13 protein-coding genes are annotated in these 15,299 nt (G+C 66.6%); 5 read left to right on the forward strand and 8 right to left on the reverse strand.

Annotation, left to right across the window (positions count from 1 at the left end; genetic code table 11):
* Window positions 1–8 precede the first annotated feature (8 nt).
* Both ACQP2U_RS28840 and ACQP2U_RS28845 read left to right on the forward strand, forming a co-directional pair.
* Window positions 9–1,154 carry a thiolase family protein gene (locus ACQP2U_RS28840; protein WP_433710338.1) on the forward strand — a complete coding sequence of 382 codons (1,146 nt, stop codon included), beginning with the start codon at window positions 9–11 and terminating at the stop codon, window positions 1,152–1,154.
* A gap of 20 nt (window positions 1,155–1,174) precedes the next feature.
* Window positions 1,175–2,833, forward strand: a complete 1,659-nt coding sequence (locus ACQP2U_RS28845; protein WP_433710339.1) for a thiolase C-terminal domain-containing protein — start codon at window positions 1,175–1,177, stop codon at window positions 2,831–2,833.
* Between the two features lie 411 nt (window positions 2,834–3,244).
* On the opposite strand, the gene ACQP2U_RS28850 is transcribed toward ACQP2U_RS28845, so the two are convergent.
* Window positions 3,245–3,916, reverse strand: a complete 672-nt coding sequence (locus ACQP2U_RS28850) for a TetR/AcrR family transcriptional regulator (RefSeq protein ID WP_433710340.1) — start codon at window positions 3,914–3,916, stop codon at window positions 3,245–3,247.
* Window positions 3,917–4,024: 108 nt separating this feature from the next.
* Here ACQP2U_RS28850 and ACQP2U_RS28855 point away from each other — a divergent pair, with 108 nt between their 5' ends.
* A complete protein-coding gene (locus ACQP2U_RS28855; protein WP_397028203.1) occupies window positions 4,025–4,396 on the forward strand; it encodes a DoxX family protein in 372 nt (123 codons plus the stop codon).
* 89 nt (window positions 4,397–4,485) lie between these two features.
* Here the strand turns inward: ACQP2U_RS28855 and ACQP2U_RS28860 are convergent, their stop codons facing one another.
* On the reverse strand, window positions 4,486–5,685 hold the full coding sequence (locus ACQP2U_RS28860) for an acyl-CoA dehydrogenase family protein (protein WP_433710341.1): 1,200 nt from the start codon (window positions 5,683–5,685) through the stop codon (window positions 4,486–4,488).
* Between the two features lie 147 nt (window positions 5,686–5,832).
* Between ACQP2U_RS28860 and ACQP2U_RS28865 the strand changes: the two genes are divergently transcribed.
* Together ACQP2U_RS28865 and ACQP2U_RS28870 are read left to right on the forward strand one after the other, a co-directional pair.
* On the forward strand, window positions 5,833–6,624 hold the full coding sequence (locus tag ACQP2U_RS28865; protein ID WP_433710342.1) for an SDR family NAD(P)-dependent oxidoreductase: 792 nt from the start codon (window positions 5,833–5,835) through the stop codon (window positions 6,622–6,624).
* A gap of 229 nt (window positions 6,625–6,853) precedes the next feature.
* Complete coding sequence (locus ACQP2U_RS28870; protein ID WP_433716609.1) at window positions 6,854–8,254, forward strand: FadR/GntR family transcriptional regulator; 1,401 nt, start codon at window positions 6,854–6,856, stop codon at window positions 8,252–8,254.
* Between the two features lie 187 nt (window positions 8,255–8,441).
* On the opposite strand, the gene ACQP2U_RS28875 is transcribed toward ACQP2U_RS28870, so the two are convergent.
* The 6 genes from ACQP2U_RS28875 to ACQP2U_RS28900 all read right to left on the reverse strand — a co-directional run bounded on the left by ACQP2U_RS28875 (window position 8,442) and on the right by ACQP2U_RS28900 (window position 14,973).
* The gene (locus tag ACQP2U_RS28875) at window positions 8,442–9,695 is read right to left on the reverse strand and encodes an FAS1-like dehydratase domain-containing protein (RefSeq protein WP_433710343.1); all 1,254 of its coding nucleotides are present in this window, start codon (window positions 9,693–9,695) and stop codon (window positions 8,442–8,444) included.
* Between the two features lie 22 nt (window positions 9,696–9,717).
* Window positions 9,718–11,214, reverse strand: a complete 1,497-nt coding sequence (locus tag ACQP2U_RS28880) for a class I adenylate-forming enzyme family protein (protein WP_433710344.1) — start codon at window positions 11,212–11,214, stop codon at window positions 9,718–9,720.
* A gap of 4 nt (window positions 11,215–11,218) precedes the next feature.
* A complete protein-coding gene (locus tag ACQP2U_RS28885) occupies window positions 11,219–11,341 on the reverse strand; it encodes a hypothetical protein (protein WP_433710345.1) in 123 nt (40 codons plus the stop codon).
* An 826-nt stretch (window positions 11,342–12,167) separates the two neighbouring features.
* Complete coding sequence (locus tag ACQP2U_RS28890; RefSeq protein WP_433710346.1) at window positions 12,168–13,283, reverse strand: acyl-CoA dehydrogenase family protein; 1,116 nt, start codon at window positions 13,281–13,283, stop codon at window positions 12,168–12,170.
* Window positions 13,283–13,753 carry a VOC family protein gene (locus ACQP2U_RS28895; protein ID WP_433710347.1) on the reverse strand — a complete coding sequence of 157 codons (471 nt, stop codon included), beginning with the start codon at window positions 13,751–13,753 and terminating at the stop codon, window positions 13,283–13,285. Before ACQP2U_RS28895 ends, ACQP2U_RS28890 begins: the two co-directional genes overlap by 1 nt.
* A 20-nt stretch (window positions 13,754–13,773) precedes the next feature.
* On the reverse strand, window positions 13,774–14,973 hold the full coding sequence (locus tag ACQP2U_RS28900; protein WP_433710348.1) for a cytochrome P450: 1,200 nt from the start codon (window positions 14,971–14,973) through the stop codon (window positions 13,774–13,776).
* Window positions 14,974–15,299 lie beyond the last annotated feature (326 nt).

The following is a 15,299-nucleotide window of genomic DNA, read 5'->3' on the forward strand; positions in this document are numbered from 1 at the left end:
GGTCCATCATGAGAGACGCCGTCATCGTCGATGCGGTCCGCACCCCGATCGGTAAACGCAACGGCACCCTGGGGCCGGTGCACGCGGCCGATCTGTCCGCGAAGGTACTCAATGCGCTGGTGGAGCGCACCGGAATCGATCCCGCCATCGTGGACGATGTGGTCTGGGGCTGTGTTACCCAGATCGGCGACCAGTCGAGCAATATCGGGCGGTTCGCGGTACTCGCGGCAGGGTGGCCCGAACATGTACCCGGTGTGACGATCAACCGGGCCTGTGGTTCCAGCCAGCAGGCCATCGACTCCGCGGCGCACGCCGTCATGGCCGGGCAATACGACCTCGTGGTCGCCGGTGGTGTGGAGACGATGACCCGGGTTCCGCTCGGCTCGCACCGGACCACGGGACAGCCTTACGGTCCCGCGGTGCTGGCCCGCTATGACAACTTCGAGTTCAACCAGGGCATCGGTGCCGAGTTGATGGTCGAACGGTGGGGCTTCACCCGAACCCAACTCGACGAGTTCGCTGCGCAATCGCATGCCAAGGCGGCCGCGGCGATCGACGACGGTGTGTTCGACGACCACATCGTGCCGATCGAGGTCGACGGCACCGAATTCACCGTGGACGAAGGACTGCGCCGGGGCACCACGGCGGAGAAGTTGGCCGGGCTGAAGCCGTCGTTCAAGCCCGACGGCACGATCCACGCGGGCAATTCGTCCCAGATCGCCGACGGTGCGGCCGCGCTGCTCATCACGACCAGCGAACGGGCCCGCGAACTCGGGCTCACCCCGATCGCGCGCTACCACTGCGGCGCGGTGAGCGGCGCCGACCCGATCCTGATGCTGACCGGGCCTATCCCGGCGACGGAGAAGGTGCTGCGCAAGGCCGGACTGTCCATCGACGATATCGGTGCGTTCGAGGTCAACGAGGCCTTCGCGCCGGTGCCGCTGGCTTGGCTCGCCGAAACCGGCGCCGATGCCGAAAGGCTCAATCCGCTCGGCGGCGCGATCGGTGTCGGCCACCCGCTGGGTGGTTCGGGTGCCATTCTGATGACGCGGCTGCTGGCCCAGCTGCGACGCGAGAACCTGCGGTACGGATTGCAGACCATGTGTGAGGGCGGCGGCACCGCCAACGCGACCATTATCGAACTGCTGCACTGAAATTCGAGGATTCCGACATCATGACTTCCGCCCCGGATCGTCCGCTTCCGCAAACGACACTCGCGAGCGCGGAGTTCTGGCGATCCGGTGCCGACGGCGTGCTCAGGATTTCGCACTGCGCCGACTGCGGGCGGTTCTTCCATCCGCCGATGCCGATATGCCCGACCTGCCGCGGGCGCGCGGTGTCGCTCGCACCGACTTCCGGGAAGGCGGTGGTCGTCGGGTTCAGTGTGAACCATCAGACCTGGTTGCCGAAGTTCCCGCCGCCGTATGTGGTTGCGGTCGTCGCGCTCGCCGAGGACGATCGGGCGCGACTGACCACGAATATCGTGGGGTGTGAGCCGGACGACGTGCACATCGGGATGCGGGTGCGTGTGCGTTTCGAACAGGTCGAGGATGTACACCTTCCGCTGTTCGAGCCGGACCCGAAAACCGAAGCGGCCGAAGGTCCCGGGCCGCTGCCCGAGCCGCGCGAGGTACGAAATGCGCTGCGGCCCATGGCTTCCACGCGCAAGTACGAGGACAAGGTCGCACTCACCGGAGTCGGGCAATCACAAGTGGGTCGACGGCTCATGGTCGACCCGATCTCGCTGACCGTCGACGCTTGCCTGGCCGCGGTGGCGGACGCCGGGCTCGACCTGAGCGAGATCGATGGACTGTCCACCTATCCGGGAGCGGTCCCCGGCGGGATGAGCGAAGGCGGCATCACCGCCCTGACCGAAGCATTGCAACTGACTCCGACCTGGGTCAACGGCGCACGCGAGGTGCCGGGGCAGATCGGCTCCATCACCGCCGCCATGCTCGCGGTCACGGCCGGGCTGTGTCGGCATGTGCTGTGCTTCCGCACGGTATGGGAGTCCTCGCACAGTACGCTGCTGCGGTCGGGCGAATGGCATCCCGACGGCGGACGCGCGAGCGGGATGATGGAGTTCCGGGCCCCATTCGGGGCCATGTCGGCCGCGCAGTGGATCGGCTGCAACGCCTCGCACTACCTGCACCGGTACGGTGTCGGACGCGAAGCGCTCGGCGCCATCGCGGTCACCACACGCGCGGGCGCGGTCCGCAACCCGGAGGCCCTCTACCGCGACCCGCTCACCATCGACGACTACTTCGATGCCCGCATGGTGACCACGCCCTTCGGGCTCTACGACTGCGATGTGCCGTGCGACGGCGCGATCGCGGTCGTGGTCTCGGCGATCGAAACCGCCGACGACCGCCCGCACCCGCCGGTACTGGTCGAGGCCGTCGGCACCGCGATCCTGGAGCGGCTCAGCTGGGACCAGGACACCCTCACCCACACCCCACAGTCCCGCGGCCCGTCGGCCCACCTCTGGACCCGCACCGACATGACCCCCGCCGACGTCGACGTCGCCCTCCTCTACGACGGCTTCACCTTCAACGCCCTGTCCTGGATCGAGGGGCTCGGCTTCTGCGGCCCTGGCGAGGCAACCGATTTCATCGCAGGCGGCAAAACCATCGCCCTCGACGGCCCCCTCCCCGTGAACCCGCACGGCGGACAACTCTCGGCCGGTCGGCTGCACGGCTACGGCTTCGTCCGCGAGGCGATGCTGCAACTGCGCGGTGATGCCCACGGCCGTCAGGTCGACGACGCACGAGTCGCGGTGGTAACCGCGGGAGGCGGTGTCCCTTCTGGGGCAATGCTTTTGAAACGGGCGTAGGCACCCGATCACCGCAGCGTCGAAGCTACGCCCGATCCTCGTAGGCCTTCATCAGTTCGCGGCGCAGGATTTTGCCGCTGGGGAGACGAGGCACCGCCTCGAAGGAGATCGATGTCGGGCATTTGTAGTGGGCGAGGTTTTCGCGACAGTAGGCGATCAGGGTTGCGGCGAACTCCGGGCCTGGGGTGGCTGGGCCGTGCGCATGTGAGTGGGGCCCCCGAGCCGCCCATGACGATCGCGGGCTTATCCGCCAGCTCCGCCACCAGCGTTGTGAGCCGCATCGCTCGCTCCTGATTGTTCGATTCCGATGTCCCGGTTCAGTTTCGAGTCACGTACTTGTCACGACCTGAGCACAGGGCGACCGACCAGGCGAACCCGACGCACCCTGATGCTATTAGAGTATCCTGAATCCTATCCAGGATCGGCAGGCCCGCCGTGGCGTCCTACCGGAACGCCGAGACAGGTGTCCAACGGGGTCGGCGTGGTGAGTCGTTCGACCAGCCGCTGCCACCCGTCAGCCAATTGATGTCGCGCGGCGGCGGCATCCGCCGCGGTCGCGGTATGCAGATAGAGCAGGACGGGGGCCTCCAGGGCCGCGGTCAGCTGGATGGCGAGGACATCGGTGTCGGGAATGTCGACGGGTGCCTGGTTCAGCAGCATGCGGATGTGAAATTGGGAGATGGTGGCCGCACCGACGGGGATCGGCTGGTTGGCGTCCAGGGATGCGCGGGCGATCGCGATGTGGTCGAACAGGAAATCCAGGCGGGCGCGGCCGAAGGCGATCAAGCGCTGAATCGGGTCGGCGCCGGGGCCCAGCGGCGGCGGGCCCGACAGCACCGATTGCTGGAAGGCTTTTTCGTCCTCGTCCATCAGCGCGTGGAAGATGCCCGCCCTGGTCCGGAATCGGCGGAATACCGTGCCCTTGCCGAGTCCGGCACGTTCGGCCAGTCCGTCCATGGTCACTTTTTCGACGCCGATTTCGTCGACCAACTGCCGTGCGACATCCAGCAGACGTCGTCGATTGCGTGCGGCATCACCGCGTTCGTTGCGCGGCAGACCCAGGTGTAGGGCGGTCGGTTCCACGAGTTCCAAGGTACCGTCGGGAATGAAAGCGGGGTAAAGTCCGTTTTCGATTCTGTTCGCGTTTGCCCGCTCACCGCCTCCGGTCGAGCGATTGACTAGGAGTTCTCGATGAACGTCTTCCTCTGGATCCTGCAGGGCCTGTTGGCCGTGGTCTTGGTGGCCGCCGGCGCGACCAAACTGGCCCAGCCGCGCGAGAAACTCGCCGACAAAATGTCCTGGGTCGAAAGCTTCACCGATCAGCAGGTCAAGGCGATCGGCGCGGTCGAAGTGATCGGCGGGCTCGGCCTCGTGCTGCCCGCGCTCACCGGAATCGTCCCGATACTGACCCCGATCGCCGCGGTCGGCGCCGCGATCATCATGATCGGCGCCGCCCTGACGCATGCGCGCCGGAGCGAGTGGGCCGAAATCGCGCCCAGCGTGGTGCTATTCGTACTCGCCGTCGTGATCGCGTGGGGCCGCTTCGGTCCTTACTCGTTCTGATGCCGCATGTGCGCGGCCGCCCGCGCCGGACGGCGAGCGGCCGTGTGCTACCTATCGCGGCTCCATCGCGCGCGGAACGACGACCGTCATCACCGGGATTCTCGGGGTAACCCCAGTCCCCGCTCCGCAACTTGGGTTCGCAGGATCTCGTTCGCGCCACCGGCGATGGTGTAGGCGCGCGAATACAGGTGCGCGTCCTGCCACCAGCCCGCCGCCACCGCATCCGGGTCGGCCTCGGTCAGTAGCGCCTCGGTGCCCTGCAGCCGCATCCCGAATTCGACCAGGTCGTAATTGAGGTCGCTGAAGAAGATCTTGCCGATCCCAGCGTCGGCGGGCCGTTCGGTGTGGTGCAGCATCCGGGACTGTGCGAGGCCGACCATTGCCGCGTTCACGTAGACCCGCGTGGCGAGCTCACCGATCGCCTGCCGCGTCGCCGAATCCTCGAGTGCGGGCCTGCCGCCGACCGAGGTCGCCCCGGCCAGTCGCAATAGATCGTCGAGCGCGGCGAACAACTCCACTCCACGCGCGGCCACGCCGGAACGCTCGTGCCCGAGGCTGCTCATCGCCACCCGCCAGCCGTCGTCCACCCGGCCGATCACATTCGCGACCGGAATCCGGACACCGTCGAGGAATACCTCGTTGAAGTCGGTGGTTCCGGTGATCTCGCGCAGCGGCCGGATGTCGACGCCCGGACTGCGCATATCGAGCGCAAATGCGGTGATGCCCTTGTGTTTCGGCGCATCACGGTCGGTGCGCGCGAGCAGATATCCCATATCCGCGTGCTGGCCGTTGGTGGTCCAGACCTTCTGGCCGTCGATGACGAATACGGCGTCATCGCCTTCCCCCTCGAGCCGCGCGCGCGTCTGCAATGCCGCCAGGTCACTGCCCGCCCCCGGCTCACTGAACAACTGGCACCACACGTCTTCGCAGGTGCGGATGCGGGGCAGAAAGCGCGCACGCTGCTCATCGGTGCCGAATTCGATCAGCGCGGCCGAGGCGAGCGCGGCCGCGCCGATGGGCTGCCAGGTGCGAGCGCGGGTGATCTCTTCGACGACAATGAACGGTTCGAGCGGATGCGCGTCGGGCCGACCGCCGTATTCGGCGGGCCAGTTGATGCCGAGGAAGCCCGCGTCGAACAGCTTGGCGGTCCACTCGCGGATCGCGGGCATGAGTTCCGGCTCGGGCGCGCGCACACCGGTGTGGGTCTTGATTCCGGGCGCGTGCTCGGCGACGAATGCCCGCACCTTCTTTCGGAACGCTTCGAGCTCCGGCGTGGACTCCAGCTGCATCGCTACCTACTCCTCATCGTCGCGCCACACACCCCACGATGGGGCCACTCTAACCCACGGTTCAACCACGGATTCGCGCCATTCTCCGCGATACACCTTGATCACGCATTAAAAAGAGTATACTCCTTTTTAACGAAAGGATCTGCGATGCGCACTACCCCCGAGGACGAGCAGGTAGCGGCGGACCGCCCGCTCACCGGCCGCCGCGCCGTGGTGACCGGTGCGGCCACCGGGATCGGCGCCGCGGCCGTTGCCGCGTTCCTCGGTGCCGGTGCCGATGTCGTCGGCCTCTTCCATCACACACCCCCGCCGGATGAATTGAAGGGGCGCTGCGACTGGTTGTCGTGCGATGCGCGCGATCGCACTTCCGTCGCCGCCGCCTTCGAATCGGCCACCGCGATCCTCGGCGGACTCGATATCCTGCTGAGTGCGGCGGGCCTCTGGCAGGCCAGCACCCCCGAGACGCTGACCGACGACGAGTTCGATTTCGTACTGGACGCCAACCTTCGGACCACAATCCTCACCAATCAGGCGGCGTTCGAGCGCATGCGCGACACCGGCGGTCGAATCATCAATCTCGGTTCGGGCGAAGCGATTCGCGGAAATCCGCTCGCGCCGCACTATGCGGCGGCCAAGGCCGGTGTGCAGGCATGGACCCGGTCCGCGGCGGCGGCATGGGGAAAGTTCGATGTCACGGTGAACGCACTCGCACCTGCGGTCGAGACGCCGGGCACCGAACGGTTTCGGGAGCATCTCGGCCCCGCGGGTTCGGCCGCGCTCGCCGAACGCCTGCGCGAGACCATCCCACTGCGTGGTGAACTCGGTGATCCGTACGCCGACCTCGGGCCCGTTATGGTGTTCCTGGCCGGACCGGGGTCACGCTATATGACCGGCCAGTTGATCGCGGTCAGCGGTGGATTGCAGATGCTGGGCGCTTGATCCGGTGAGTGAGTGACAAACAGTGGCCCTAATCCCGTCATTCACCACTTCCCCCCGCACGTCGCACGCGCTTTTGGCCAACCGGCCAGTAGACTGAGGATCCGCAAAATCCGCATTGAGGAGTTGGCCCATAGTGACTGCCGTCGACGTCGAGCCCGCCGACAGCGAGCAGGACTCCGACCTCACCACCGTCGAGACCGGCGCACCGGTCGGCAAACTCGCGGCCCAGATAGCCCATCGTATCGAGGCGGATGTCATGCGCCGCGGTTGGCCGGTCGGCGAATCCCTGGGATCCGAGGTGGACCTGCGCGAACGCTTCGGGGTCAGCCGGGCGGTGCTGCGCGAGGCGGTGCGGCTGGTCGAACATCATCAGGTCGCCAAGATGCGGCGCGGCCCCAATGGGGGCCTGTTCGTCTGCGCTCCCGATGCGGGGCCGGCGACGCGAGCCATGGTGATCTACCTCGAATACGTCGGCACCAGCGTGTCGGATCTACTGCAGGCCCGGCTGCTGCTCGAACCGATCGCGGCGGGGCTTGCCGCGGAGCGGATCACCGAGGACGGAATCGATACTCTGCGCACGGCACTCGAACACGAACTCCGCCACGCCGAGGCGCCCGAGGTTCAGTCGCAGGATCCGTTGCATCCGATGCTCGGTGCATTGTCCGGAAATCCGGTGCTGCATTTGTTCATCGATGTACTGACCCGCCTCACCGGTCGATATGCGCATACTTCACGCCGGCTCTCGAAGGCCGAGATACTGAGCTCCAAAGAGACTTCACGTATCGCGCATCGGGCCATCATCGAGGCCGTCATCGATGGCGACGGCGCGCGAGCCCAGACGGATCTGACCGCACACCTGGAGTCGGTGGCCGCCTGGATCGAAAAGCATCGGGTGCGTCGCGGGCAGCGGGTCGCTGGCAATGTGATCGAACCCGAAATGGTCGAGGGGCCAAGGGCCAAGCTGGCCGAGGTGGTCGCCGCCAGGATTCATGACGATATCGCCGCGCGCGGCTGGCAGGTCGGCATGGTGCTCGGCTCGGAGACCGATATGCTCGCCCGCTACGAGATCAGCCGTGCGGTGCTGCGCGAGGCCGTCCGACTGCTCGAATACCACGCGGTCGCCCAGATGCGCCGCGGGCCGGGCGGTGGACTGGTCGTCACCGAACCCGAACCGCAAGCCAGTATCGACACGATGGCGCTGTTCTTGGAATACGAGGGCGTCACCGCAGACGATCTGCGAATCGTCCGCAATGCCATCGAACTCGGCATCGTCGCCCGGGTGACCGCGCGCTACGCCGACGGCGACAACGAAGTGGCGCAACGTCTTTCGGCAGCAGTCCGGTGGCCGACCGAGGGTCCGGCCGACGACCCGCGCAAGGCCGACCTCTTCCACACCGAACTGGCCGATTTGGCTGGGAATCCGGTGCTTTCGCTGTTCCTGTCGATTATCACCGAGCTTTTCCGCCGCCACGCGGCCGGACACGATCAGCCCCTCCCCGGTGACACCGCCGCTGCGGAGGTCGAGCACGTACACCAGCTCATCCTCGACGCGATCGTCCAGGGTGATGCCGGAATCGCCCGGCACCGCATGCGCCGCCACCTCGACGCCCTCGCCCCCTGGTGGCACTGACCCTCCTTGCCACACGGCGGTGTCAGGCCGCCAACTCGGCATGATGTGATGGTGCAGCGCACGGATTCGCGCGCCACGCACGATCTCGCCGGGCAAACTCGCGCGCGTCACGCCAGAACATGCGCGGCATGGCACCGAAACTCGTCCGTGCCACTGGGTGCTTCGGCGATCGGGAGCCGGGGGGCGGTCAGCCGGTGACGCTGAACCGGGCCAGTTCGTGGGACACCATGCCGTCCAGATCAGGGGTGGGGGGCGTGGGGAGTTCGACGGGGTGAGCTCGCGTCGGGAGCAGCACTACGGCGGTGCCGGGGGTGGTGATCTCACCTCGCTGGTTCTCGCAGCGCACCTCCAGGTGAATCTCGTTGCGCCCGTCGGCCTGTCGCTTGTCGACGACGGTGCCGCGCACCCAGGTGGTATCGCCGATGTAATTGAATTTGCGGTGTTCGCAGCGCAGTTTCCACAGCCAGCCGTCGTCGCCGATCCAGTCGGTGAGCAGATGACACAGCCACGTCTCGCGCATGCCGCCGTAGTCATAGGAGTTCGGCAGGCCGAGCTCCTGTGCCCGCGCGGGCTCCCAGTGCAGGCGCTGCACGGTATCCGGAATGTTCAAACCGTTGGCCGGGTACAGCCCCGGAGCCTTGCGCCGGATATTCGCGGCGATCTTGAATGCGCCCGGCGGGGTGAGCTGCATACCCCAGCCCAGATGCCAGACGACCACATCGGTGGTGGTCAGCGGCCCCTTCACCTTGGGTTGCACCACCTCGCCGATCGCCACGTCCTCCCAGTAGCGTGGTTCGCCGCCGCGCCTGGTCTCGGCCGCGTACGCCGCGTCGATCTCGGCGAGTTGCGCTGACGTATAAGGGGTTTGCTCCAGCTTCTCCTTGGCCCGCTTACTCGAGGTGTGCCGCTCGGCATTGATCCACGTACCGCGCCGCACCGCGTGCATCTCACCGGACCCGTTGGTGTACAGGTAATCCTGGGTGACGTGCGCGGTGCGGCCGCCGAAACTGCTGCGCTTGGGCTGCACGCCAACCTGTGTCTGCAGGACCCGGCTGCGGTCACCCAGGCGCAGCGGCTGCCACCACTCGAATTCCATTACGGCCTGATAGGACCCCAGTCCGGCGAAGGGGTCGCCCTTCAGCAGCGCCTTGGTCTCGGCGTCCGGCTTCGGTGCGGCATCCTCGCCCATCGTGTACAGGAAGGTGGGTGGCGCGATGAGCGAACCCCAGCGGGTGCGTTGCGCGTATTCCGGGTCGCAGTACAGCGGATTGTCGTCGCCGTAGCCGAATGCGAAGTGGCGCACACCATCCCAGGTCACCTGGTAGTTGTGCGGCGGATTGCGCTGCGGATTCGGTATGCCGAGGCGGCGGCGAGACCGCTCGATCGCCTGGTCGGTCAGCACGCCGAACTGTTCGGCGGACTTGCCCTCGGTGCTCGTCACAGATCCTCCTCGATCCTTACGGTCAGGCCGTCGTGCGTTCGGCGAGTCGGGCTCGCACGATATCCAGCAGTTCCACGCGGCTCACCTTGCTCGACGGTGTACGCGGCAATTCGTCGAGCACGACGATGTGCGCGGGCACCTCGTAGGGCATCAGCTGAGTACGGCAGAGCGCGACGAGTTCGGCGACCGCGGGCGGCGTGCGTCCGGGTTCGATCTCGACGGCCGCCACCGGCACCGCGCCGAGCCGCGCATCCGGCAGTCCGGCCACCGCCGCTTCCCGCACCGCGTCGTGCGCTTCGAGCACGCGTTGGACCGTCTCCGGCTGCACCTTGAAGCCGCCGCGAATGATGGCGTCATCGGCGCGGCCCTCGATCCACAGGAAGCCGTCCTCGTCGATTCGGGCCAGATCACTGGTGCGCACCCACACCGCGGCACCCTGCGCGGTCTGCTCGGTGCGGACCTCGAGCCGTCCGGTCTTCCCGGTCGGCAGTTCGATGCCGTTCTCGTCGGTCACGCGCAGCTCGACCCCGTCCAAAGCGCGCCCGGTACTGCCGACCTTGCGGTCCCACCACTGCTCGTGCATCGGCAGTGTCCATCCGGCGACGGCACCGGCGAATTCGGTTGCGCCATAGGTCATCAGGACGCGCAGACCGTATTTCTGAAAGAACGCGTCGGCGAGTTCGGGCGGACAAGGCGCGGTGCCGGAGGTAACCACCTGCAGACTCGCCAACCGCTGCTTCGGCACATCTGCCTCCAGCACGGTGCGCAGGGCCGCGGGCACCAAACTCACCGCCCGCAACTGGTGGCGTTCCACCGCGCGCAGCCAGGGCTCCAGAGCGAATTTGGGCATGAGGATCATGCGACGCCCGGTGGCCAAACAGGCCAGCGCCCGCCACAGCCCGCCGATATGCACCAGCGGCGCGGATACGAGTGCCGCCGATCGTGTGAGCAGCCGACCCGGCTTCGGCGTCTGTCCACCCGAAACGAGGGCGTGGTCGAGCTGTCCGACGCGTAGGTGCACCCGCTTCGGTGGACCGGTCGTGCCGGAGGTGAGCATTTCGACGGCGACGCCGGGATTGGTCGGGGCGTCAGGGGCGGTGGTACCACCCGTCGGACGCAACGCACCGTCGGTGCCGAGTTCCATGGCGAGACCGTGCGCGGTCACCGCGGCGAGTACGCCCGCACGGGCGAGCGCTTCGGACCCGGCGATAACGATCGGGAGCTCGCAGCGGGCGACATCGGCCGCGAGCCGGGCGGCAGGCTGCAGCGGACTGAGCATCACTACACAGCGCCCGGAGGCGATCACCGCGGCGACCACCGCCACATGTTCGGGCCGGTTCTCCAGCACCACACCGACACGGGCATCTGCGTGCAGTCCTGCGGAATCGAGGGCACCGTCGACGGTTCGCGCGGTCTGTTGGACCATTCCCCAGGTCCACCAGCGCTCCTCGTGCTCGATCGCCTCGGCATCGGCGGGCGCCTCGGCCAGCAACAGGGACAGCCGGTCGCGAATTCCCATGTGATCAGCCCTTCGGAAGGCCGAGCACCTGCTCGGCGAGAACGTCGGTCGGGTGTTCGACTCCGCGCGAGAGCGCCGCATCGGGCCGTCGCTCGGACCACTCCGTCTGCGCGGAGATCGAGTCCACGAGCTCACCACTCGAATAAGAGTACACTGATTTATTAATTCGAACAGACACCCGAGAAGCCTGATAGATCACACCCGCGGCATGAAGGTGCCCGATGTTCGCACCAGATTTCCAATCTTCCAGCCAATTCCAGCGAGCGAACGAACCGCGTCGCCAGTAGGGAGGGCGGCGGACCTGATGCCCACCTTGGCCTAGCCGACCTATTTCAGGACACCGATACCCCGACCGTGCGGAATCAACGGATCCCACACCCGCCGCCGACATCGTTACAGGGCCGAGCGGATCCCCGGCGGCTCTACACCGGATCACTGGCAGCGGTTACGCGCGAACCCGCCGCCCCACCCCGATGCCTCCGCGCGGTCGGCGCCAGCAGCTCGAACTCGGCAGACAGCGACCTTCGGTTACGCGGATCGCCTTGCGCCGCGCCGCCCAGCGGCACGAACTGCTCGTGCCCCAAACGAGGTCGAGCGGTTCGACCTCAGCGCGCGCGAACTCATCTGCCCCAATCCAACTACTTCTGGTACTCAGGATCGGTCTCGAAATCCCACACCGGTGCATCCGAGTGACGCCTGCGGGCCCCGCCGCTGCCGCAGTCGGTCCACGCGGTGCCAGGAAACCGTTCTGAACCAAGACCATGGATCTCGGCGACACCGTGCCGCCATGTCCGCGTGTACGCGGCCTGGCCCGCCACCCCGACGCTGCATTCCAGGCGTGATGCTGCGCCTGACAGGACCACGGCGCCCTCCGCACGCGAGTCGCCGGAAGCCTTGGCAGAGTGCGGATTCGGGGCCGGGCCAGCGCCGTCGACATCTCCTAGTCCGGCCGCTCAGATTCCGACGAGTTCGGCCAACCGCGCCCGATGCGAAGCCGGGCCGCCGAAAAGCTGCTCGGATGACTTCGCGCGCTTCAGATACAGGTGCGCGTCATGCTCCCAGGTGTATCCGATGCCACCGTGGATCTGGATGTTTTCCTTGGCCGCATGGGTACCGGTCGCTGAGCAGTACGCGGCCGCCAATGCGGCTGCCGTCGGCAGTTCGGTCGAACCGGCGGCCGCCACGGTCGCGGCATGGTATGCGGCCGAGCGTGCGGCCTCGACCTCGACCAGCATGTCGGCACACTTGTGCTTGATGGCCTGGAACGAGCCGATCGGCCGGTCGAACTGAACCCGGATCTTGGCGTATTCGACCGCGGCGTCCAGACATGCCTGCGCGACACCAACCTGCTCGGCGGCCAGCGCGACGACCGCGAGATCGACAATCCCCTGCAGGTACGCCTCCGCATCCGCAGGCGGGCTGATCCGTTGCCCCACAGCGTCGTTCAGGTCGATCCTGGCCAGTCGACGGGTCGGATCCAGCGTCTCCAATCGGGTTCTGGTCACCCCGGGCACGGTTGCGTCCACGGCGAACAGTCCGAGTCCGGCCTCGTCGACCGCCACCACGAGCAGCAGATCGGCTAGGTCACCGTCGACGACGAACATTTTGGTGCCGGACAGCGTCCAGGCCTTTTCCGCCCTCGTCGCCACAGTGGTGACATCCGCGAGCCGCCACGAGCCGCTTTCCTCGGCCAGCGCCAGAGTCGCGGTCAGCGAGCCGTCGGCGATGGCGGGCAGCCAGCGTGTCTTGGCCGAGTCGTCACCGCAGGTTGCCAGCGCTTGGCCGCCCAAGGCGACCGTCGCGAAATACGGTGATGGCAGCAGCGCTCGCCCCATCTCCTCGAGCACGATGCCCAACTCGACCGGGCCGCCGCCGGAACCTCCGTACTCCTCTGGCAATGCCAGGCCGTGCAAGCCGAGTTGCTCGGCCATCTGCTTCCATACCGCGGGATCGTGGCCCGGTTCGGTTTCCATCCAGTGCCGCACCGCCGCACTCGGGGATTTGTCCGCCAGGAAACGGCGCACGGTAGCGCGGAGTTCTTCCTGCTCCGCCGTGAACGAAAAAGCCATCACTGCGCCAACTTCGAACGCAGGTAGACATCGAAATCCGGCATCCGCGACCGGTCGACGATCTCGAGCCGCACACCCGAAGGCGCCAGGTGATAGGCGAAGATCGACGGCTCGCCGTCGACCACCGCGCAGGCCTCCAAGGCGAATCCCGCCGCCTCGAGCCGCTTCGAAGTGGTCGCGACGTCGTCGCAGAAGTAACCGAGATGGTGCGTCGCGACGTGCGGCGGCGCCGCCGTCCACGGTGTCCCGGGAATCTCCTGCACCAGTTCGATGTGCGGAGCGTCGAGCGAATAGGTGAAGCTCAGCCGCATCACCCGCTCGCCGTCGGCCAGCCGGACCGGCACTTCGGCGGTTTGCGTCGCGGTCCACCGGTAGCCCGCGAGCTCGGTCATCCGCACTTTCCATTCCTCGATATCCGGCACCACTATCCCGGTGTGATAGAGATCCGCGGCGCGGAGTATTTGTGTCACAGGGGAATCCGTCACCGCGATCACCACTCCAAGCGCAGTGACTGGATGCCGTACATGTTGCCGTGCTGGGACAGCTCCTGTCCGGGCACGATCCGATATTCCGGAATCCGCTTGTGCCACTGCTCGACCGCCACATTCAGCTCCAGGCGCGCCAGATGCGAGCCCAAGCAGCGGTGCGGGCCGGAGCCGAATGCGATGTGATTGGTGGCGGTGCGGTGTAGATCCACCTCCAGTGGATTCTCGAACCGCTCGGGATCGCGATTGGTGACCGCCAGCGGCAGCATCACCATCTCGCCCGCCTTGACCGGGCAGCCACCGATCTCGGTGTCGCGCATCGCTTTCCGGGCGGGCACCACGAACGAGTAGACGCGCAGGATCTCCTCTACGCTCGTCGCGATCAGCGACGGGTCGGCGATGATCGCCTCGCGCTGCTCCGGATGGGTGGCGAAGTGATAGAGGGCCCAGCCGATGGAGATCGGGACCGTATCGAAGCCCGCCTGGAACAGCAGAATGCAGAACGCGTGCATATCCGCATCGCTGATCGGCTCGCCATCGATCTGGTAATTCATTGCCCGCGAGAGCAGATCGTCACGCGGGGCCTCGCGCCGCAGCGCGATCTGCTCGTCGAAGTAATCCGAAACGGCCCGCATCGCGGCAAGTTGTCGGGACCCTTCCGGATCCTCGTCGTAGGTCAGGTGCAGCATGTCGTGCACCCAGTCCAGGAAGATGGGCAGATCCGCCTCGGGCAGGCCGACCAACCGCACGAAGATAATGGTCGGGAACCGGCGGGCGAATTCGTCGAGGACATCGCCACTGCCGCTGTCCTTCAGTTGATCGATCAACCCGATCGCGACCTGCCGGATCTCCGCCTCACGGGCGGCGATTGTCTTCGGGGAGAAGTCGTTACCGAGCAGTCGCCGCCATTTCGTGTGCACGGGCGGATCCAGCATCTCCGGAATCCAGAGGAATCGAGGATTCGGCTCCAGTGCGGTCACCGAGGTGTTCGAGTAGGTGCGCCAGTCCTGCAGCGCCTCCTGCACCGCCCGGCCGTCGGTGACGACCCAGTACCCCCGCGCGATGGTGCTCCGGAATCCGGAATGCGTGCGGGCGATTTCATCCCATCGCAGCTGATGACTCAGGACCGGACCGCCGAGCCGGTTGTCGAAGTGATACGCGGGGACACCCTCATAGGTGCCCTCGGGCTCGAGCGCGATGCTCATCGCTGATCCTCTCTGGAAGGCCGCCGCGCCGGGCGCTGTATTCGCGTCTCCGCGGGCCGGTGGGTGTTACAGCCGCACCCGTGCCGCGTCGCGGCCTCGTAGTACGTCACGCGCATGCCGTGACGCCGGCATGCCTCGACTCGTTGTGCTGGTCCAATATACCGGCCAACCCTAATTCCGTAACCTCTTTTGTGATATACCGACGGATTTTTGCCCGTCGCGCCCTGAAACAACTCACAATTAGCAGCCTATTTGACAGCCAGCGCCAGTCGGGGCGCTATCCCATGGGGTGGACATTCAGCTGACGAGGAGAGGTTCCCTCGGCA

The sequence above is a fragment of the Nocardia sp. CA-084685 genome, assembly GCF_050955785.1.
In the GTDB taxonomy this organism is placed as follows: domain Bacteria; phylum Actinomycetota; class Actinomycetes; order Mycobacteriales; family Mycobacteriaceae; genus Nocardia.